This window comes from Lactobacillus panisapium (assembly GCF_019469265.1).
GTDB classification, from domain to species: Bacteria; Bacillota; Bacilli; order Lactobacillales; family Lactobacillaceae; genus Lactobacillus; species Lactobacillus panisapium.
The window spans coordinates 1,046,747-1,069,299 of record NZ_CP048268.1; the positions used below are offsets into that span (position 1 = coordinate 1,046,747).

17 protein-coding genes are annotated in these 22,553 nt (G+C 36.4%); 6 read left to right on the top strand and 11 right to left on the bottom strand.

Features of this window, described 5'->3' with window-relative positions; all coding sequences use genetic code 11:
• Positions 1-70: 70 nt before the first annotated feature.
• On the bottom strand, positions 71-706 hold the full coding sequence (gene plsY, locus GYM71_RS04955) for a glycerol-3-phosphate 1-O-acyltransferase PlsY (protein WP_103751605.1): 636 nt from the start codon (positions 704-706) through the stop codon (positions 71-73).
• 96 nt (positions 707-802) lie between these two features.
• On the opposite strand from plsY, the gene parE reads away from it, so the two are divergent.
• From parE to GYM71_RS04975, 4 genes are all read left to right on the top strand, one after another.
• Positions 803-2,761, top strand: coding sequence for a DNA topoisomerase IV subunit B (gene parE / locus GYM71_RS04960; protein WP_220221127.1), 1,959 nt, complete (start codon positions 803-805; stop codon positions 2,759-2,761).
• 15 nt (positions 2,762-2,776) lie between these two features.
• The gene (gene parC, locus GYM71_RS04965) at positions 2,777-5,230 is read left to right on the top strand and encodes a DNA topoisomerase IV subunit A (RefSeq protein WP_220221128.1); all 2,454 of its coding nucleotides are present in this window, start codon (positions 2,777-2,779) and stop codon (positions 5,228-5,230) included.
• Between the two features lie 139 nt (positions 5,231-5,369).
• Positions 5,370-6,305: a LysR family transcriptional regulator gene (locus GYM71_RS04970; RefSeq protein WP_220221129.1), complete on the top strand. Its 936-nt coding sequence runs from the start codon at positions 5,370-5,372 to the stop codon at positions 6,303-6,305.
• A gap of 61 nt (positions 6,306-6,366) precedes the next feature.
• Positions 6,367-7,296: a manganese-dependent inorganic pyrophosphatase gene (locus GYM71_RS04975; RefSeq protein ID WP_220221130.1), complete on the top strand. Its 930-nt coding sequence runs from the start codon at positions 6,367-6,369 to the stop codon at positions 7,294-7,296.
• 81 nt (positions 7,297-7,377) lie between these two features.
• Here GYM71_RS04975 and GYM71_RS04980 read toward each other — a convergent pair whose 3' ends face one another.
• The gene (locus GYM71_RS04980; protein ID WP_103751610.1) at positions 7,378-7,737 is read right to left on the bottom strand and encodes a helix-turn-helix domain-containing protein; all 360 of its coding nucleotides are present in this window, start codon (positions 7,735-7,737) and stop codon (positions 7,378-7,380) included.
• Positions 7,738-9,392: 1,655 nt separating this feature from the next.
• Here GYM71_RS04980 and xerS point away from each other — a divergent pair.
• Complete coding sequence (gene xerS, locus GYM71_RS04985) at positions 9,393-10,466, top strand: tyrosine recombinase XerS (protein ID WP_220221131.1); 1,074 nt, start codon at positions 9,393-9,395, stop codon at positions 10,464-10,466.
• A gap of 52 nt (positions 10,467-10,518) precedes the next feature.
• On the opposite strand, the gene GYM71_RS04990 is transcribed toward xerS, so the two are convergent.
• From GYM71_RS04990 to GYM71_RS05000, 3 genes are all read right to left on the bottom strand, one after another.
• The gene (locus GYM71_RS04990; RefSeq protein WP_220221132.1) at positions 10,519-11,154 is read right to left on the bottom strand and encodes an NUDIX hydrolase; all 636 of its coding nucleotides are present in this window, start codon (positions 11,152-11,154) and stop codon (positions 10,519-10,521) included.
• Between the two features lie 75 nt (positions 11,155-11,229).
• Positions 11,230-12,105, bottom strand: coding sequence for a DegV family protein (locus GYM71_RS04995; protein WP_220221133.1), 876 nt, complete (start codon positions 12,103-12,105; stop codon positions 11,230-11,232).
• 72 nt (positions 12,106-12,177) lie between these two features.
• The gene (locus tag GYM71_RS05000; protein WP_103751614.1) at positions 12,178-12,591 is read right to left on the bottom strand and encodes a MarR family winged helix-turn-helix transcriptional regulator; all 414 of its coding nucleotides are present in this window, start codon (positions 12,589-12,591) and stop codon (positions 12,178-12,180) included.
• 369 nt (positions 12,592-12,960) lie between these two features.
• Between GYM71_RS05000 and GYM71_RS05005 the strand changes: the two genes are divergently transcribed.
• Positions 12,961-14,649 (top strand): Rqc2 family fibronectin-binding protein, encoded by a 1,689-nt coding sequence (locus GYM71_RS05005; protein WP_220221134.1) that lies wholly within the window; start codon positions 12,961-12,963, stop codon positions 14,647-14,649.
• 51 nt (positions 14,650-14,700) lie between these two features.
• Here the strand turns inward: GYM71_RS05005 and GYM71_RS05010 are convergent, their stop codons facing one another.
• The 6 genes from GYM71_RS05010 to GYM71_RS05035 form a co-directional block, all read right to left on the bottom strand.
• On the bottom strand, positions 14,701-17,877 hold the full coding sequence (locus tag GYM71_RS05010; protein ID WP_220221135.1) for a carbamoyl phosphate synthase large subunit: 3,177 nt from the start codon (positions 17,875-17,877) through the stop codon (positions 14,701-14,703).
• Positions 17,878-17,879: 2 nt separating this feature from the next.
• Positions 17,880-18,935: a carbamoyl phosphate synthase small subunit gene (locus GYM71_RS05015; protein ID WP_220221136.1), complete on the bottom strand. Its 1,056-nt coding sequence runs from the start codon at positions 18,933-18,935 to the stop codon at positions 17,880-17,882.
• A gap of 4 nt (positions 18,936-18,939) precedes the next feature.
• Entirely contained in the window at positions 18,940-19,848 is a 909-nt protein-coding gene (locus GYM71_RS05020) for an RluA family pseudouridine synthase (RefSeq protein ID WP_220221137.1), read from the bottom strand.
• The gene (gene lspA / locus GYM71_RS05025) at positions 19,841-20,305 is read right to left on the bottom strand and encodes a signal peptidase II (RefSeq protein WP_103751619.1); all 465 of its coding nucleotides are present in this window, start codon (positions 20,303-20,305) and stop codon (positions 19,841-19,843) included. The genes GYM71_RS05020 and lspA overlap by 8 nt, the downstream gene beginning before the upstream one ends.
• Before the next feature lie 8 nt (positions 20,306-20,313).
• Positions 20,314-21,990 (bottom strand): formate--tetrahydrofolate ligase, encoded by a 1,677-nt coding sequence (locus tag GYM71_RS05030; RefSeq protein ID WP_220221138.1) that lies wholly within the window; start codon positions 21,988-21,990, stop codon positions 20,314-20,316.
• A gap of 213 nt (positions 21,991-22,203) precedes the next feature.
• Positions 22,204-22,542: an acyltransferase gene (locus tag GYM71_RS05035; RefSeq protein ID WP_220221139.1), complete on the bottom strand. Its 339-nt coding sequence runs from the start codon at positions 22,540-22,542 to the stop codon at positions 22,204-22,206.
• Between the last annotated feature and the right edge of the window lie 11 nt (positions 22,543-22,553).

The window sequence follows — 22,553 nt, forward strand, 5'->3', positions numbered from 1 at the left end:
CGAACTATTGTTCCCAAAAGTTATAATATAAAAGCCAGTAACTTAATTACTGGCTGTATTTATTTTAGCTTTATAACTTGTGGTGGCTTTTTTTATACCAGTACCACAACCCGAAAGGGATGATATTTTCTTGGTGGTGAATGAGCCGCTTGATGTTACTGCGGTGACGAACAAATAAAATGATCATGATGCAGCCAACAATTACCTCAAGGAAAATGTCATGAAAGAAAAAGGTAGCAATAAAAATTAATACGACTGCGATTAGACTGGATAAACTAACATACGATGTAATGAATACCAGTGGCAAGAAAATCACTGCACAGACGGCAAAGAATTTTAGGTTATAACCCAAAAACAGGCCTGCACTTGTTGCAACTGCTTTTCCACCCTTAAATTTAAGAAAAATTGAACAAGTATGTCCCAAAATAGCTAATCCACCAGAAATTAGCAATAAATATTTTGGCCCTGGAAGGTGAAACAGTCGTGGCAAGCTTGTTGCAAGTGTTCCCTTGAGAACATCAACTATCAAAACGAAACTTCCAGCAACCGGTCCAAAGACGCGAAAGGAATTTGTTGTACCGATATTACCAGAGCCATAATCACGGATATCTTCTGCGAAAAATATTTTACCGACGATTACACCTGTTGGGAAGGATCCGAGCAAGTATGCTAGAATAAATACCAGTATTAATTTAAGATTTATCATTTATATCCTACTTCCTTAATAACTAAAGCTATTTTATCAAAAATTGCTTAGTATGAGGATTAAAATAAATAAATGATTTAAACTGGAGGAGTTTATTTGGTTAAAGCAAATAAAAAAACGAATTCTTATGATGACTCATCAATCCAGATTCTTCATGGTTTAGAAGCTGTTCGTAAGCGCCCAGGAATGTACATTGGATCGACAGATATCCATGGATTAAATCAGCTCGTTTACGAAATAGTTGATAATTCAGTTGATGAGGCAATGGCCGGGTTTGGTCAAGAAATTGATGTAACCATCCATCAAGACAATAGCGTGACCGTCCGCGATTTTGGTCGTGGAATGCCAACAGGGATGCATAAATCAGGCAGACCGACAATTGAAGTCATTCTGACCGTTTTGCATGCCGGCGGTAAGTTCACGGAGCAAAACTATAAAACTTCAGGTGGATTACATGGTGTTGGTTCTTCGGTAGTTAACGCTCTTTCCAGTTATATGGATGTTAAGGTTGTTCGCGATGGCGTTGCCTATGAAGAAGAGTTTAAGGATGGCGGTCATCCTGTTGGTACTTTGAAGCGTTTAGGCAAGACAAAGGAAAAAACAGGAACGACAATCACCTTTAAACCGGATGAGAAGATTTTTTCAACGATTAAGTATAAGTATGAGACGATTCAGGAAAGAATTAGAGAATCTGCCTTCTTATTAAAAGGCGTTCGCTTTGTTTTGACTGATGAACGTGAGCCTGAGCATCATGATGATTTTAAGTATGACAATGGGATTGAGTCTTTTGTGTCCTACTTAAATGAAGGCAAAGATACGTTAAATGATGTTTTTTACTTTTCAGGTAAACAAGACGAAATCGAAGTCGAATTCAGTGGTCAATACAGTGACAGTTACTCTGAAAGTCTAGTATCGTTTGTTAATAATGTGCGAACTGCTGATGGTGGTACACACGAAGTTGGTGCACGAAGCGGTTTTACGCGGGCATTTAACGATTATGCTAAAAAGCAAGGCTTATTAGGTAAAAAAGATAAAAATATTGATGGCTCCGACTACCGTGAAGGTCTAAGTGCTGTGCTATCCGTCAAGATACCAGAAGAACAACTGGAATTTGAAGGACAGACGAAGGGCAAATTAGGCACGCCGCAAGCAAGATCAGTCGTAGACGCAATTGTTTACGAAAAGATGTCTTATTACTTAATGGAAAACGGCGAATTGGCCCAGGAATTAGTGAAAAAAGCTCAGCGTGCAAGGGATGCACGTGAGGCAGCTAAAAAGGCTCGAAATGAGAGTCGAAATGGTAAAAAACGTCGGAAAAAAGAAGTACTCTCGGGTAAACTGACACCAGCACAATCACGTAATCCTAAAAAGAACGAATTGTTCCTAGTTGAGGGGGATTCAGCTGGTGGTTCTGCAAAGCAGGGACGTGACCGTCGCTTCCAAGCTATTCTGCCATTGCGTGGTAAGGTGTTAAATACGCAAAAAGCTAAATTGCAGGATATTTTTAAAAATGAAGAAATCAATACGATGATCTATACCATCGGTGCGGGAGTTGGCGCTGAATTTAATGTTGCTGATTCTAATTACGACAAAGTCATTATTATGACGGATGCCGATGACGATGGTGCTCACATTCAGATCTTGCTGTTGACTTTCTTTTACCGCTACATGCGACCAATGATTGAAAACGGCAAAGTATATATTGCTTTACCGCCTTTATATCGGTTGCAAAAGGGTCGTGGCAAGAATACTCAAGTTAAATATTCTTGGACTGATGAGGAATTGCGGGCTGACGAAGATAAGATGGGCCGCGGTTACGCTTTGCAGCGATTTAAAGGTTTGGGGGAAATGAATGCCGAGCAGTTGTGGCAAACAACAATGAACCCAGAATCTAGAATGCTTATTAGAGTTAAAATCGATGATGCAGCTTTAGCTGAACGCCGAGTTACCACGCTAATGGGCGACAAGGTCGATGCCAGAAGAAGATGGATTGAAGAAAATGTTAAGTTCAGAATGGGCGAAAATGCTTCAATCTTGGAAGAAGAAAATGAGTAAAGAGGTTTTTAATTAATGGCAACAAAAGAACGAATTCGTGAAATGCCGCTTGAGCAGGTCATGGGTGAACGTTTTGGAAGATACTCCAAGTACATTATTCAAGAACGGGCTTTGCCGGATATTCGTGATGGTTTGAAACCCGTTCAAAGAAGAATCTTGTATGCTATGTACCGGGACGGGAATACCTATGACAAACCCTTTAAAAAGGCTGCCAAGGCGGTTGGTAATATCATGGGTAACTTCCATCCCCATGGTGACAGTTCAATCTATGGTGCTTTAGTTCACTTGTCACAAGATTGGAAGATGCGTGAGACTTTAATTGAAATGCACGGTAACAACGGTTCAATGGATGGTGACGGTCCTGCGGCGATGCGTTACACGGAATCACGTTTAAGCAAAATATCAAATATGCTTTTACAGGACATTGATAAAGATACGGTTAATATGGTGCTTAATTTCGATGACACGGAATATGAACCAACCGTTTTACCTGTCCGTTTTCCTAATCTATTAGTTAATGGTTCAACGGGAATTTCAGCTGGTTATGCAACAGAAATTCCGCCACACAACTTAACGGAAGTAATTGATGCGACCATCTATTTATTAAAGCACCCGGATGCAACCTTAGATGACTTAATGAAGTTTGTTAAAGGTCCCGATTTTCCTACCGGTGCAATCGTGATGGGACAAAAAGGGCTAAAAGAAGCGTATGAAACTGGTCGTGGTCGTGTGCAAGTGCGGGCCAAGTCATCTATTCAGGAAATTCGTGGTCACCGTGAAGAAATTGTCATTACGGAAATACCATATGCAGTCAATAAGGCTCTTTTAGTCAAAAAGATGGATGAAATCCGTTTGAATAAAGAAATTGACGGCATTGCGGAAGTACGTGATGAAACTGATCGTCATGGTTTGTCAATTGTTGTCGAACTTAAAAAGGGTGCAGATGCACAAAATATTTTAAATTATCTTTTTAAGAACACGGAATTACAAGTTTCCTACAACTTCAACATGGTCGCAATTGATCATATGACACCAATGCAAGTTGGTTTAAAGCATATCCTAGCGTCTTATTTGGAGCATGAGAAAGATGTAGTTACTAAAAGAACTAAGTACGACCTTAATAAAGCAGAGAATCGCCTAGAAATTATTCAAGGTTTGATTCACGCGATGGATATCCTTGATGAAGTAATTAAGGTGATTCGTGCTTCAAAGAATAAAACTGAAGCGAAGGTTAATTTGGCTAAAAAGTTCGGTTTTACTGAACGGCAAGCAGAGGCAATCGTTTCTTTGCAGCTTTACCGGTTAACTAATACCGATGTTGATGCATTAGTTGATGAGCAGACTGATTTAAACCAAAAGATTGCTCGGTATCAAACTTTGTTATCTGATTCAAAGGTTTTAGATAAAGAAGTCATTAAAGAGCTGTCGATTGTTAAGCGTGAATTTGGTAATCCAAGGCGAACGGAAATTTCGGCTGAAACGGCCAAGATTCAGATTGATGAAAAAGCATTGGTTGCTGATGAGCAAGTTCGAGTCCTAATAAGTAGGGATGGCTATTTAAAGCGTTCCTCTTTGCGTTCTTGGCAATCTAGTGATGATGAAGATAATGGTTTGCCGGATGGGGATGAAGTTGTTTTTGAAAAAACACTATCAACTCTGACCAATCTTTATCTCTTTACTAATCGCGGGAATTTGATTTACCGGCCAGTTAATGAATTAGTTGAAACTAAGTGGAAGGATACTGGTCAGCACCTTTCACAGGAAATTGGCTTAAACAGTGAAGAGCAAATCATCCGGGTCTTTGAATTTGATCAGCTTGATCAAGATGTCAACTTCCTGCTTGCAACTGATGATGGTTATATTAAGCAATTGCAATTGCAGAACCTGCAACCGACTAGAACCTACCGTTCCCGGGCAATTACTGCAATTAAAATGAAGAAAGATGATAGCCAGGTCGTACGAGTTGATTTAATTAAGCCGGATACTAAAGCAGAAATAATTTTATTTACCCATAAGGCATACGCTGTACGCTATGATGTCAGTGAAGTTCCTGAATCTGGTGCTAAAGCAGCCGGGGTAAAATCAGTTAACTTAAAAGATGATGATTTTGTTGTTTCTTATATTTTAGTTGATCCGCAATATTTCAATTTGGTACGAGTTGGCTTGGTAACGCAGCGAGGTGCATTTAAACAATTTAAAGTAAAACTAATTAATAAAGTTTCGCGTGCTAAACGCGGCGTTCTCGTATTGCGAGAACTCAAAAATAATCCTCATCGCATAGTAGCAGTGGCGTCATATGGCCAAGACCACAAATTAACAATTACTACTAGCAGCAAAAGGCGGATTAAACTGGAAACAAATGATTATCCACTTGGTGATCGCTATTCAAATGGTTCATTCGTAGTGGATACGACAAGTGACGGCATACCTGTTAATTTACAAATTGGTAAACCACTTAGTTCGAGATAAATTTTATTTACTTATACACTGTAAATAGGCTAAAAAAGGCTTAATTGACTTTGAATTATACTTTGACATGTAATATTTTTTGACAGATAATAGCATATAAATAGGGTTATATTATTGTTAAGATAGAAGGATAAATTTTATGCCTAAAACAGATACAATACTCTCAACTAAGTCTTTACATTATTTTTTACAGCTGATTGATACTATGAACTATACTCAAGCGGCCCAAATCTTAGGAATTACACAACCAGCTTTGACTCAACAAATTAAAAAAATCGAGCACGCGATTGGTACTCCTTTGTTTGGACAGATGGGTAAGAAGCTTTATCTGACTGAAGCAGGCAAGCAGCTGCAAACGGGTGCAATCAAGCTTTTGGGGACAATCAATTCAGTTGTCAATGATATTCAGGAGTTTACTCAAGCAGATAAGGGTAATATCTCAATCGGAGTCTTAGATAGTGTAGACTCTGAAGTATTACGAAAGTTTTTGGTCAAATTTAACCAAAAAAGTCCTGATATAACCGTAAACGTATGCTATTTTAATCGGAAGGATCTTTGGTATAATCTGGACAATAATTTAATTGATTTGGCACTTATTTATGTGCCGGATAATATGAAGAAGAGTCAGGTTAATCTCCAGAATCAATACGATTACATGAAAGTTTGTGAAGATCGGCTTACGATCTTGACGCATGATAAAAAAGCGAAGGCTGGAAAATCTTACCCGGTTTCTGAATTTATTGACAGACAGTGGGTAGCATATCCAGATAATTTTTATCTGACCCAAATAATGAGGGAAAAATTTGGTAGTAAGATGAATGCTAAAAATGGCATGAAGGTGCCGCTCAGCTTTTCTTCAACAAAGCAATTGCTTGATACGGCTGAAGAAACTGAGTACGATACTTTTATTAATAACTCATACTATCAATTACATAAAAATGACATCAATTTAACCCCGATTTATTTGAAAGATGATACAAAATTCTCAACGTCAGTAATTTATCGCAAGGGTAAAAAAGACGTTCCCCGAATTGAACGCTTTTTAGCCGAATTCAAAAAATTCTTGGATGAATAAGCATTATTAGGTAAACTTAATAATGAAGAATAATATTTTTGAAAGAAAAAGAGGAAGATTAATGGAAAAAGAGTTAATTTTTGGCCATCAAAATCCTGATACAGATGCGATTGGGACTGCTATTGCATACTCATACTTGCAAAACAAGCTGGGTTATAATACTGAGCCAGTTGCATTGGGTGAGGCTAATGATGAGACTGCATTTGCGCTGAAAAAATTTGGCTTTGAAGCTCCTAGAGTTATTAAAACTGCCGCAAATGAAGTAGACAAGGTAATGCTTGTTGATCACAATGAACCGCAGCAAAGTGTTTCAGATATTGATCAGGTAACTGTTACTCATGTGGTTGATCACCATCGAATTATGAATTTTAATACTAGCTCACCATTATTCTACCTAGCTGCTCCTGTTGGCTGTACAAGTACGATTATGTGGCAATTATATCAGCACTACAATGTTGAAATTCCCCAAAATATCGCTGGAATTATGCTTTCCGCAATTATTTCCGATACTTTGCTTTTGAAATCACCGACAACTACGGATGAAGATAAGAAAGCAGTTAAAGCATTAGCAGAAATTGCTGACGTGGACTACGAAAAATATGGTCTTGAAGAATTAAAGGCTGGAACTAATATCGCCAGCAAGTCTGAAGAAGACTTAATTGACTTAGATGCTAAGAGCTTTGATTTAAACGGCAAAACTGTCCGTGTAGCGCAAATTAATGTGGTTGACTTACCAGAAGCGATGGAACGTAAAAATGCCTTCTTGAAGGCAATGAACGCTGCTTCAGCAAGTGAAAATTATGATTTGTTCATGTTGCTAATTACTAATGTACTTGACTCTGATTCAAAGGCATTAGTAACCGGCTCAGATGATGCTATAGCAGCATTTGAGAAGGCTTTTGGCAAGGTTGCTGATTCAGAAATTAGTTTGCCAGGGGTAGTATCACGTAAAAAGCAAGTGGTTCCGCCATTGACTGAAGCATTTAACTAAAAACAAAATAAACAAAGCAATAGAAAAAGCACAAGGTAGGTGAGAAGCCTAACTTGTGCTTTTTAGTTTTAGGATTAATTCTTAATCTTTATTAATTTCTTTGGCCAGAATAATGAAAGACTTGCATACTCTTTCAGCTTTTTCTGGATCCATCTTTCTTAATTCATTAAGAACCTTCTTGATAAATACCGGTGTATTATCATGATGATTTTCAACCTTAACTTCTTTGAAGCGGTAAGCATTCATAATAATATCCGGCGTAGTAGTATTCAAAGCTCTAGCAATAGAATCCAATTTTTGAATACTAATGTTTTGGTTCTTAGTTCTTTCAAGACGTGAAATAAAGTTAACTGACAAATCGCTTAATTCAGCGAGGTCCTCCTGTGTCAGCTTCTGCTCACGTCTACGACGGCATATCTCTTTTCCTAAATTTATACTCATGGAATAAATTCAACCCTTTCAAAAATATAATTCCATATTACATAATAACAGATTAATTATGGAATTAAAAACTAAAACAATAAAAATAATGAATAAAACGCTTAAATTCAACTAAAACTTAAACAAAAACAGTCAAATAAAAACACTTTAAACTATACCCCAGATAGTATTGTAGGACAAAATAGAAAAAAATCAAATAAAAACTACTAAAAAAATCAACTTAAAATGGAAATTGAAAAAGTGGCAAATACTATTTTGCCTATTGGAAGGCTTGATTAGCAATGAAGTCCAAAATATGGTTAAGAATAGTTTTACCAAAAAGGGTAATAATATATAACATCAAGATGGAAAGCGCTTATTAATTTATTTTGAAAAACTGGCAATAATTAGCAAAATTGCTAAAAAGCAAAAGAAACAGTTCCAAAAATAATAAAATTCGCACAAACAAAAATTGCTTACAATTCTAAGAAAAATTTATAATCGCTTCAAAATTGAATAAGCAAATTAAACCAATTATTACACTAAATACATCAAATTAAAAAAGATAATTTGACGGTTGCTACAAACTTAAATAAATGCAGGTCCTAAGAAAGTAAATAAAGGGTATAGCAAGTGAAAATGATTCAATCCGTAAGATAACTTCGTATAATATATATTATGTAAAGTTGTCTCAATTTTATCAATGACTGCCAGTTGTTTTAGTAGAAGTGCGTTTTGCCAAAATCTGTTAATAATCAACGACAATCGACCTAATATTACTATTTAAGTTTTAAGCAGTAGTTAGTTTAATTCCTCTTAGCTTATTCGACAAATCTTACACTACTGACTTTAGAGAGTCTTAATAATTTTCAATAAAGGCAGTTTTATTGCTGAAATAAAACTATTGTCGTCAAGAAAACCAGTAGAAGTTAATTAATGACACACTTGATAACTTGATGCTTTCACGGTTAGTTTGAGCAAGCAAAAGCGTTCTGTTGCTGTTTAACTAGCTGTTTAACTATAAGATATCTTGGTGAGGAATTTGAACAAGTAAATGAAGATCACCACTAGCATGTATGAACTGAACGAAAAAACTATTCTCTGCCAGGATGCATTTGCTAGTAGAGTACTAATTTTACCCGGTATGGTTTGCTGCTTAAAATACTTTAGCTATCCGCGCTAAATAAGCAAAATTTTATTTTGGTATCATTAAAACTATAATTTTAATGATAAGTAAAAGTAGCTATCTGACAGGCTTTTGCTGAATTTGCTTAAATCTAACTCAAAAATATTATAAAAGTGATTACATAATTTTTGTTAAAGTCATTTGCAAATTATTCTAGTAATTAAAGTTTTAACTACTAACTTGGCAACTTGGGCGGTTTTGGCTGGATTTATTCAAAATATCTGTTTTTTATCGGCCTTTTTACCCTCCTGCGTGTTTCTTAATAAAAGGTTTCCCACACAAGGCTAAAGAACGCAATTTATCCTGCTTAGTTACCTAAAATGGTGCTGACCAAGTATTCTTTAACGTGGTCAACTTCCACTTATTATTGCAGTTAAATTAGCCTTATTAAGCCTCTTCTTCCCCACTTCCCACTCTTTCACTATAAAAAAGACAAACATACATTCAGATTTTGCTATATAATAGTTAGTAAAAAAGCTAGGAGAACTACGTGGAAACAAAAAAGTATTTGGATCTCATTCAAGAAGAATTAAATAAGATGCCGGATTTCGTTAAAGAGTACAATTTTGGTACCAGTCATTCTTTAGCGACATCGTACCAGTATCTTACAGAAATTAGACGTTTTTTTGATTGGCTTCGTCATGAAGGCATTTCCCCTGCTGATACCAATCAAAAAATTAGTATCGAAACTTTGGCGACTTTGCACCGAAACGATATTATGCTCTATATCAATTATTTGGGCCATGTTCGAAACAAGCAAGGTAATTTAAATTCACCGACAACGATTAACCGGTCAATTAATGCGTTGCGTTCCTTATTTAAATTTTTAACTATTACCGCTGATAATAATGATGGAAAACCATATTTTGAGCGAAATGTAATGCTGAAGATTGACTCACTTAACAATACTGAGACGTTAAATTATCGTGCACATGTTTTGGAATCGCATATGTACACCGGGAAATTAAAATATCAGTTTTTAGATTTTATAGCTAATGAATTTGAAAAGCAGTGTAATGTTCATGCGCTACCTAGTTTTAAAGTCAATAAGGAGCGTGATATGGCTATTATTGCTTTAATTCTTGGAACCGGCATTCGCGTTTCAGAATGTGCCGGAATTGACCTTACCGATTTGAATTTAAAAAAGGCTACTTTAGATGTCACCCGTAAAGGCGGACAGCGCGATAGCGTGCCGATTGCTCAATGGACACTAAACTATATATCCGACTATAAAAAAGTCCGCAGACAGCGTTATATGGCCTCAAAAAAGGAAACAGCTTTCTTCCTCACGAGGTGGCATCATCAAACAAAAAGAATTACGACCAATGCCATTGAAAAAATGGTTAATAAATATTCTGCTGCTTTTGGACACCCACTAACTCCACATAAATTACGGCATACACTCGCTTCCGAATTGTATGATGTGACTAAAGACCAGGTGTTAGTAGCACAGCAACTTGGACAAAAAGGTACCTCGGCTACCGATTTATACACGCACGTTGACCAAAAAAAGCAACGAGCAGCTTTAGATAGAATTGCTACAGCTAAAGATAAAAAAGAATAGCTAAGAAAAAAGAACTCCAATAATGTTATGTGGAGTTCTTTTTAGTTTTGTTTTAATCAAATAAAACTTGCCAGTTTGCGGCCTTATGAGCATCAAAACAAATTTTAATTTCTTCCGGTGTATTTCTAATAAGTGAAAGCGGCGGCAAATTGTCTAAGGAAAAATAGTCGCATTCAGTTGTTTCAGTATTTTTTACAAAATCTCCACCTAGTTCATGACATAAAAAGATTACATTACAGACATTAATTGCTCGCTCAGTTCGGTCATGGCCATGAACGTTAGTTTTGCTGTTTCTGATTGCAATTACTTGATCAATTGCAATCTTTCGGCCCGATTCTTCCCGAGCTTCTTTAATACAGTTTTGCGCAACTGATAAATTTGGCTCGCACCAACCGCCAGGCATTGACCAATGATCATCTGTAGTTTCGTGTACCAGCAATAGCTTATCATTCTTAAAAATTGCTGCACGTGTGGCCAATTTGGGTGTTTGGTAGCCATCATCGCTGCTGAATAAGTCCTTTACTTGCTTTAACGGCAAACCAGTTTTAGCTGCCATCATTTCAGTTGCAATTTCTCTAATGCGAGCATATCGTTCCAAATCAAAGCGATCATGACCATATTCCAGTCCATTTTGTGCGATACTTTGTAATTCAATTGCCCATTTTGAAAATTGATCCTTTTTTTCCATTATTGTTTCCTTTCAGCTGCAAGCAGCTCGATTTATTTTTACAAAAAAAGCAACTGGAACAGTTGCATACATAAATTATGTTAAATCGATTTTGTCAATATCAATCATCCAACCAATTGCAAATGACTTTTCACCTAAGTGTGTAGCAATTACCGGACTAAATTTAGTGACGGATACATTCTGCTCAGGAAATTCCTGCTTGATCCATTCTTTTGCTTCTTCAACCTGGCTGCTATCATTGGAATCAATAATAAAGAGTTTGATTTTATCCTTATACGGCAATTTAGCAATATCTTTAACCGTGAGTTTCTTGATTTTGGCAAATGCCCGCTTCATAGAACGAATTTTATCAAAGGCAACAATATTGCCCTCTTTAAACGTTAAAAGCGGCTTAATATTGAGCATGGAGCCAATAAAAGCCCCGGCATTACTTAGCCGTCCGCCACGACTAAGGTTGTTCAAGTCATTAACAACAAAAATCTCGTTAATAGTTGAGCGGATATTTTCAAGGCGCTCAAGAATAACGTTCAATTCTACCCCATTCTTAATCATTTTAGCAGCTGCTAAAACTAAGTTTCCCTGTAAGCGTACCGTCATCTTTGTGTCAATTGGATGTAAATTATACTTTAGATTGCTTTCCGCAATGTTACATAAAGTATGATAAAATCCAGAAATTCCGCTTGATAAAGTAATCGCTATAATTGCTTCATAACCATCATCATGGAGTTTATCAAATAGACTAATCAAATAGCCCAGACTTGGTTGTGAAGTTTTAGGAAAATCAGTTCCCTGCTTTTGCATTTCGAACAGTTGATCAGAAGTAATGTCGATATCTTCTAAGTACTCTTTGTTACCGATGATAATCGGAATAGGAACAACAACAATGTTGTTTTCCTTGGCTTCTTCTTTAGTAATAACGCTAGTACTATCAGTAACTAATGCAATCTTCATCTAATTAACCTTTCGCTTCTTGTATGTACAATATAGGGAAATTATAGCATAAAAAAAGAAGTGGTTCGACAGCTAGTTTAATGAATTTGCTTGCGCTTGCTCTACTAATGAATTAAAGATTTTAGTAAAAACTGCCACGTCTTGATCTGAAAAATCTTTAAACATTGCTTTTTCAATCTGAGTCAAGGCCTGTTTTAGCTCAATAATTTTTTGCAGCCCATTTTCATTTAAAACAACGGTCTTGCTAGAATCATTTTCTGAACGTGTGATGGTAACAAAACTTAATGTTTTTTTCTGCTGTAGCTGTCTACTCAAAGTTGAGAGTGAGATTTGCAAATTAACGGCTAAATCCCCCATTTTTAAAGCCATATTATTGTTTTGATCAAAATATAGCAAAATTCGTGTTTGTGAGAGGTTTAATCCGCACCTTTTGCTAATCTCTTTTTTGACATTTCCCGCTATTGTACTAAAAGATAAAATATCCATCTAACTACCTTTTCTTTGTTAAAGTAAACAATAAAAATATTTTATAAGTGAAAACTATTCCTAGAAAAGCCGGTCACCATAAGAAGACGCGGCTTTTGCTTTTAAAAATCCGTGAAACATCACCACGGACACAAAATAATTTTTGCCGTGAAACAAACTATATTATTTTTAACTTATGATATTTCATAGCAATAATCATAAATCTATATTACCAGTATATCGACTTTTTGCAATGATTTATTTGCAAAAGTGTCTAAAAGTTAATATATGAACAAAGGTAACTTATTTTAAGATTGATCATTCTTATTCTTCTTTTATACTTATGCCAAAATAATTGGTATAATAGATATCGTATTTTGAGGTGATATTATGGCATTCGATGGATTATTCATTCATAGCCTACTAAACAGTATTAAGCCAACTCTCGTTAACGGTCGTCTTTCAAAAATATATCAGCCGTTTGAACAAGACCTGGTTTTAACATTTAGAAATGAACGTAAAAATTATCAGTTACTTATTTCTGCTAATGCGCAATATCCGCGGTTTTATTTAACTAAGAAAGCAATTGCGAACCCAGATAAGGCTCCGACCTTTGTGATGGTACTTAGAAAGTATTTAGAGGGTTCAATATTACAGGGGATTGAGCAAGTAGGTGTAGACCGCATAGTTAATTTTCGCTTTAGTAATCGTAACGAATTGGGCGATCAGGTTCAGCTAGTTTTATCAGTTGAATTAATGGGCCGGCATAGTAATGTTATTCTTTACGATAATAGCAATGGTCATATCATTGATTTACTGAAGCGGATTAACCCTGATGAAAATCGGGCGCGTATTCTTTTACCGAAAGCTAAGTATGAGCTCCCTCCTCTTAACCCAGGAATTAATGGTTTTGATTTGAGCGAGCAAGAATTCAAGCAAAAAGCTGCTGTAAATGATCCTAGCGAATTTGCTGGTCAGATAAATGGTCTTGATCGTGATGATCGTTCCGAGTTAATAGGTTATCTTGAGGATGACTTTTCTTATTCCTCATTTAGGACTTTTATAAATCAATTTGATAAAAAAGGTGCTTTTGTACTATTAACACCTAGAAATAAACGTAAAATTTTTCCTTACCTTCCCTACCATTTGAATTTAGTTAAGGAAAGTTCTGATCCTGATTTAAATCATGCCTTAGATGAGTTTTATCTTTACCAAGCAAATCATGACTGGGTAAAACAAAAATCTAGCAAAATTGAACGTTTGGTTAAAAACGAACAAAAAAAGCTGACTAAAAAAGTTGTTAAGCTCAAGAAGCAGCTAGAGCAAGCTGAAAACTCTGAAGGATATCGCATTCGCGGTGAAATATTAAACGCTAATTTAGCGCAGGTCAAACCAGGTATGACCAAAATTTCGTTGCCTAATTATTATGATAATAATCGGCCAATTGAGATTAAACTTGACGCTGCCCTCTCGCCTGCTCGAAATGGGCAGAAATATTTCACACGCTACAAAAAATTGCGTGATTCAATTAAACATGTTAAAGAACAAATTGAGATTGCTAATGACAACTTACGTTATTTTGACTCAATTCAAACTGCTATTGATAATGCTGAACCAGAAGACATTGATCAAATAACTGATGAATTAATAAATCAGGGTTACCTTAAGCGACCACAAAAGCAAAAACGGAAAAAGAAGGTAACTGAACATAATTTGAACAAATTCAGGTTATCATCGGGTAAAACCGTTTTGGTAGGAAAAAATAATTATCAAAATGACTGGCTAACTTTAAAAAAGGCTAATAAAACCGATATTTGGTTTCATGTAAAAAATATCCCTGGTTCTCATGTCATCTTACAAGATGCTAATCCATCTGATGATGATATTTTAGAAGCGGCAGAAATAGCAGCCTACTTCTCGAAAGCCAAAAATTCTGCGCATGTTCAAGTAGATTACGTACAAGATAAGCGCGTAAAGAAACCAAACGGTGCAAGACCTGGCTTTGTCATTTACACAGGACAGAATTCAATTGAAGTTACGCCTGAAAAAGAACGTGTTTTGGCCAAAAGAATAGACTAAAAAAGTGATGACAATTTGTCATCACTTTTCTGTTGTAAAAATATTTAATTGTTAAATTGGTTGTGTAGTTAAAGAAAGAGATTCTAAAACTTTTAAAATCAATTCGGTAGTTTCGATACTCGAGAAAACCGGTACGTGAATATTTAGTGCTTCATCTCTAATCCGAATTGCGTCTTCGCTAGCAGTATCCGATAAATCTGTGATATTGATTACCATAACAATCTTACGCTGGCGTATCTTGGCTAACAAATTATTTGGATCAGAATGTACCTTAGTAACGAGTCCTGTTGTAATGCCAGCCTCAGCAAAATTATTAGCTGTTCCCTCAGTGGCAACGATTTTGAAACCTAAACGATAAAACCGTTGCGCTAGTTCAGTCATTTTCGCTTTATCTTCATCACGAACAGAAATAAAAATTGTTCCATAGCTTGGGATACGCAGACCACTTGCTTCGTAGCCCTTAAACAGAGCCTTAGCTAATTCAGTATCTCGTCCCATAACAGAACCCGAAGATTTCATTTTAGAATCAAAGGTATTATCGCTATTATAATTGATGTAAGAAAATACGGGCATTTTAACGTAAATAAAATCATTAGATGGCCAAAGCCCATTTGGATAGCCTAAATCACTTAAATTTTGGCCGCTTAGAACTTCAGTGGCACATTGCGTAATGTCTTTACCTAAAGCCTGCGATAAAAATGCTACATTATGACCAGCATAAGGCTTAATTTGTAAGAGATAAATATCATGATTAACGGTCAAAAAGTGTAAGGTAAAGATTCCCCGCATTTTGACTTTTTTAATCAGTTCAATTGCATAATAAGTTAGTCTCTTTCTACCACTGTCTGATAAATTTTGCGGTTTAAAGACGGCAATTGAATCAGAAGCATGAGAGCCTGTTTGCTCTAAGTGCTCAATTATTCCCGGGACAGTTACATTTTTACCATCAGAAATAGCAGTAATCTCGTATTTATTGCCTTCAATAAAATGAGATAACGTAATTTTGGCTAATAAGTTTTCCTCTAAGTACTTGAGTAAAGCTGGCATATCATAGACAACCGCAGATTTTTGCTTAACGCCCTGATCATTAAAACCACCAATTAAGATTGGAAAACCATTATCATGAATGAATTCTTTAGCCTGCAGTCGATCCACGGTAGTGACTAATTGATTTTGTTTAAGAGTCTTCATTGGTAACTCAAGAACTTGCCTGATTCGTTTCTTAGGGTTAAGATCCCCTGTTCCCAAAACGTTTAGACCATTTTCAATTAGTCTTTTACTTAAAGAATTAATCTCTTTACCAGAAAATTGCAGCAAAACGTCTTTAATTTGTTCTTTTTCAGCTACATGAATAATACTTTCAACGGTAATTGGTTCGAAGTAAATTTTATCGGCTTTTTTGAAACGTGTTGCAACGGATTCATCATTATTAGAAATCAATACAGTGGCATAATTATTATTATGTAAAGTATCAATTGCATGACTAATCATGTAGTCGAATTCGCTGGTTACGGAAACCTGAGATGGCAACATACCAATAACTAAAACCTTTTTCTGCGCGGTTAAAGGAACAGATTCATCTTGAACCCCAAAAGCACTGTAATAAGCATGAACCAGGGGCTCATGTAGGCCAGCCGACCCATCAATTTGTAAATATGAAGGTTTAAGATGTAATTTTGCGATTCGCCTTTTTAAAGCCGTAATTGGAATGCCAGTTAAATCAGAAATTAGTACGTTGCGAAAGCCCCGTTTTTTTGCTTCAAGTAACAATTCATCTGTGAGCTCCCCTGTAGCCAAAGATTGACCAATTTTGACAATATGTTCAAATTTTTGGTAATAAATTGGATGAATGTTAATAATCTTTTGTAAATCCTGATAGGAAAAGCCGACAGCAATTGCTGCTAAAAGCTTAACTAGATGAAGCTCGTCTGGATGAACTAAATCGTAAATAATTTGTTCTCTATCTTTAGTGGTTTCATCATGAAAAACTTTAATTGCCGCTTTGACATTGACTGTTGAAGCTAGTCCTTTTAAAAAAGCAGATTCAAAATTTTGACCAATGCCGATCGCTTCCCCACTGGCCTGCATTTTATTACCTAAGGCATAATGATTACTACCAGATTGGGTTAATGACCAAAATGGCATTCTAATCGCAACCTTATCTTGAGCAGGCTCGATTGCCGCATTTAGACCAGACATTGGGTCAAAGATTTCGTTAAGGCGATAGCCAATGGCAACTTTGCATACAATGTAGCCCATGCTGTAAAGCCCAATTCTCTGCGACCAAATTGCACTTCTTGTAAGGCGCGGCTTAATTGTTAGTACTTTAACGGTAAATTTTGTTCCGTGGTGCTTGACAGCAAAGTGAATATTTAAGATACCGACTATTTTGAGTCCTTCCGCAATTTTTTTCGCAATTGCTCGTAGTTTTTGGACCTGATCATTATTTAGGGTCAAAGCCGGCATAACTGCCGCTGAGTCACCTGAATCAATCGCTACTGATTCAATAGTGTCAGCTAAACTGGTAAAAAGAACGTTTCCGTCACTATCGCGAATGATATTAAGGATTACTTCTTCCCATGAAGACAAGTCCTCAGTTAAACGGTATTGATTATAAGAAAAATCATCATTTTGTCGTTCATTTTTGAGGTAATCAACCACATCTTGCGCACTGTCAAAAACAAGTTGCTTGTTATGGAAAAACTGCTCTTCTTTAATAAGCATTGCTGGAAAAACGATTCGTTCTGTCAACTGTTTTTCTAAATGCGTTGAGTCAAAGTCAGTTAATTTCCAATATTGGTTAACATCAATCTGATTTTGTTCAAGAAATGATGTCATCTTTTGCTGGTTATTAATCATGAGAGCTTGCTCGTTAATAGTAAGTAAGCGAATTCCCATTTTTCCCAGAATACCGTCTTTAACTAAATCACGTGTAACTTTGATTCCCATCGTTGAGCCATAAGCAGAAATAATTGCATTAGGCTCTTCCATGCGAATTATTCTCTTTAGAAAGTCTAATGACATTGGCTCTAAATATACAGTTACGTGCGGTCTTTTGTCAGTTGAGACGGTTGCGGGGTTAGGATTAACCAAGACAACCTGAATATCTTCCTCTAAAAGAGCCTTAATCGCATCTGTAATTAAGATATCCGTTTCCGAAACATTACCTATCAAAGTTGGCCCAGAACCGATAATTAATACTTTATTTAAGTCGTTTTCTAAAGGCATAATTACACCATCATCTTTACAAAATCATCGAAAATTTCGAGTGCATCTAAGCTTCCTGGTGCCCCTTCAGCATTAAAAGCTGTTGCAATTACTTTGCTTTTCTTATTACTGAAACCAGCCAAAAGTTCACTGTGCAAGTCATAATATTCTTGCTCCATTTCCATTTGGACACTGTTAGGTAAAACAAGCTGGTCAATATTCATGGCCGTCTGCCAAATACGATTGGAATTCTGCTCAATAACCGGATAATTGGTCCCGTTAAATGCCTCTGGCAATTTTATTAATTCAAAGTTTAAATATGAACTAAGAGCCAAAAAGCCTAGTCCAATGCCCCATATGGGATAATTACCAAAAAAGGTATCAAAGATAGGTTTGAGATTAGCGGCAACTTCTTCAACTTTGCCGGGGCCACCAGAAATAATGATTCCTTCAGGACGAAGATTTTTAATATCCGGGACGGAAACATCATACGGTAAAACGGTGGCGTTAATTTTTCTAAGAGATAATTCTCGCAGCATTGAGTGTTTGAGCCCAAGATCAATAACGGCCACTGTTTTGCCGACATTTGGAACTGCGTAGGCATTCTTCGTTGACACATTTGCGGACCGATTCTTTGGTAAAACAAGAGCCTTAATCTGATCAAAAGCATGCTCATCATTAGTATCCATGATGGAAGCCTTAATCGTTTTCTCTTTATTAAGCCGGTGCACCAAAGCCCGGGTATCGATGTTATAAATAGCAGGAATATTTTTTTCTTTTAAAAAAGAATCTAAATCCTGGAAATTCTCACTATCGGAAATATTCCGCGCAACATCATTGGCAATAATTCCTTTAACGGTGGGATTAATGCTTTCATAATCAATAGCATTAATCCCGTTACCACCAATCATTGGTGCAGTAAAAACTAAAATTCTACCCGCATTTGTAGGATCAGTTAGAGCTTCTTGATAACCAAAATTACCGGTTTGAATTGCTAATTCACCAGTTGAAATAATTGATGAGCCTAACCCCTCTCCTAGAAATGAACTACCGTCTTCGAGAATCAAATATCTTTTCATATCATCACTTAGTTTCTCTTAGTTCAGATAATCGCTGTTCAAAAATTTGTGGTGGATCAATCGAAAATTCAAGCCATTTTTGCGATACCGGTTGCGTAAAGCCCAAAACCTGTGCATGTAAAAATTGCCCGTGCCCCTTCAATGTGTGCTGTGGCCCGTACAATGGATCGCCAGCGACGGGATGCCCAATGTAAGCTAAATGGACTCTAATTTGATGCGTTCGACCTGTTTCAAGCTGACATTGAATTAAGCTGTAGCCGTTAAACTGTTCTAAAACTTTGAAATGGGTTATGGCATCTTTGCCGTTTTCAACTACTGCCATTTTCTTACGGTTATAATGGTCTCGCCCAATCGGGGCATCAATTAGACCGGAATCTTCGGTAAAATTACCATGAACAATTGCAAGATATAGGCGTTTATTACTTTTATTTGCCAATTGCTGCTCCAAACTTGTACGTGCATTGGCATTTTTAGCAATCATTAACAAGCCAGAAGTATCCTTATCAATGCGGTGAACAATCCCTGGACGAAAACCCTCGGGGCTAGCTGCTAAATCCTTGGTATGATATAAAAGCGCGTTGACTAGTGTATGGTCGGGATGACCTACTGAAGGGTGAACGACCATTCCTTGAGGCTTATTAACGACAATTACGTCATCATCTTCATAGACAATTGCAAGTGGAATATTCTCTGGTTCAACAGAAAGTGGCTTCAGTGCTGGAACAGTGACTTTGATTTCATCGCCCCCATGAACCTGATAAGAAGTTTTCTCTTTTTTGTCATTAACCAAAACGTGCTTTTCCTTAATCAGTTCTTTAATTCGTGTACGTGATAAAGAACTGATTTTCTCTGCAATAAATTTATCCAGCCTCGTGTTCTCATTTTTTACCTGTAAAAGATAATTTTCAGTCATGTTCTTCATCACTTTCATCGAAAAAGATTAGGTAGATAAATACTAGGATAATTCCGATAGTAATTGCAGAATCAGCCACGTTAAAAATATTAAAATGAATAAAATCAACTTGGATCATATCGATCACATATTTTAAATGGATCCGATCAATCAAGTTACCGAGAATACCCCCTAGAACCATGCTAATACCAACATCAAAAAGCTTACCCTGCTTTTGGTGTCTAAAAAGGTAATAGAGACAAACCAAAATAGCTACTACACTAATAATGTAAAATAGCCACATTTGTCCAGGCAAAATATTCCAAGCGGCACCCTCATTTTGAAGATAATTAAAAGATAAGATACCCGGAATAATCTGGTGAACCTCTCCTAGAGCATAGTTATTGGCAATGAAAAATTTTAAGCCTTGATCTAAACAAACAACAATTATAGGAATAATTAAGTATAAAAATTGCATAAATATTTTTAGAATAAACCACTTATTTTTCCGTTATTATCAACGTCAATATCAAGAGCAGCAGGATGTTTTGGTAAACCCGGCATGTCTAAAACATGACCAGTCGTAATTACAATGAACCCAGCACCGTTCTTTAAACTTGCACCCTTAACATGCAAGGTGAAATCAGTTGGTGCACCTAAAAGCTTTTGATTGTCAGTAAATGAATATTGCGTTTTGGCAATAATAACAGGTAATTTATCTTTACCAATTTTCTCTAGTTCTTGAATATCTTTTTCGGCCTTATCGCTGTATTCAACGTCTTTAGCGTGATAGATCTTTTTAGCGACTTTCTCAATCTTAGTCTTAACCGGATCACTTTCGCTGTATGTTGTTTCTAACTGAGCTTGACCAGAATTAGCAAGATCGACTACTGCTTTGGCAGCCTCAACGCCACCCTTTGAACCTTGCTCATGGTAATCAACGACAATTGCATCAATTCCCTGCTCTTTGACCAGTTTCTGCAGCAAAGCTAATTCTGCTGGTGTATCGGTGGTGAAGTGGTTAATCAAAACAATTACAGGTACATGATAATTGCGCATATTATTCATATGCTGTTCAAGATTTTTGAATCCAGTACGTAAAGCAGCAAGATTTTCTTCATCTAAATGATCAGTTGTACCTTCAGCTTGATACTTCAAGGCACGGACAGTAGCGACTACTACACTCGCATCAGGCTTTCGTTCTAAGTGCTTAGAGACAAAATCCATAAATTTTTGACCGCCTAAATCGCTACCAAAACCGGCTTCTGTCAACGTGTAATCACTAAGATGCAATGCTAAGTTGGTAGCCATAACTGTATTGGCACCATGAGCAATATTGGCAAAAGGACCACCATGAACTAAGGCTGGTGTGTGTTCAATTGTTTGAACTAAGTTAGGCTTCAAAGCATTTGATAATAATGCCGCAATCGCGCCTTCGAATTTCAAGTCCTTAACGAAAACTGGTTGATCATCTTTAGTGTAGCCAACTAACATTAAGCCAATTCGCTTTTTAAGATCATCAATATCAGTGGCTAAACATAAAATAGCCATTAATTCATTTGCTACTGTAATTGCAAAGCTTGATTGGTGTTCAACACCGTTAAACTTTGATCCTTGACCAACAGTAATATTGCGCAAACTGCGGTCGTTAACATCAATTCCGCGCTTTAGCACAATACGATTTGGATCAAGTCCGATTTCATTACCCTGGTAGATATAGTTATCAACCAAAGCTGCTAAAGTATCAATAGCGGCAGTCAGTGCATGCATGTCACCTGTAAAATGTAAATTGATATCTTCCATTGGAATTACTTGCGCTTGGCCTCCGCCAGTAGCGCCGCCTTTAAGTCCAAATACAGGTCCCATTGAGGGCTCGCGCAAAGCAATCATAGTTTTTTGATGCAATTGATTATTGATAGCGTCCCCCAGACCAATAGTAATGGTGGATTTGCCCTCACCTGCTGGCGTTGGGGAAATAGATGTCACTAAAATCAACTTGCCCAAATGACCGTTAGCCATTGTCTTGTTAATAGCTTGCCAATTGATTTTGGCCTTATCAAAACCGTAAGGTTCAAGGTCATTTTCGCTTAAACCAACTTTTGCTGCAATTTCTTTGATAGGTAATGCGTGAGCTTCTTGTGCAATTTGAATATCTGTTTTCATTGCGCATGCCTCTTTCTATTTAATTTAGTTAATGAATAATTTTATATTGTCATTTTAGTTATTTGCCTTTTCATATTAGAATTTAGGTCCCACCTTTTTATTAATCAGGTTCAATTATACCAAATTTTTCCCCATAAATACTTTTTAATAGATATCTGGTGACAAATTTTAGTTTCAATATAGAATTAATCGACACTAATAAATAATTGTTGGTTAATTTTGTTTTTCGATGCGCAATAATAGGTATTTTTCTAATTCAGTTACCTTAACTTGATAAATTGTTAACCAGTAGAAACGGCTAATCAGTTGAGGTTGCTTGTTTTCATTAATTTTTCGCTTAAATGGTAACTTTAAGCAATTATTTTGCCAATAAGAATTGAAGTAGGTGTATAACACCAGTAAAAAGAAAAGTATTCCTGTGATAATTGCCGGCCAATTAATAGCTTTTGTACTCTCATAAGCGAAAATTAAGCAGAGAAAAAGCACCACTAATAGCCAACTGTAATAAATTAAGCCTACTCTACCTAAGATCATAAAATGCTTTTTTTTCATAAAACCTTCTC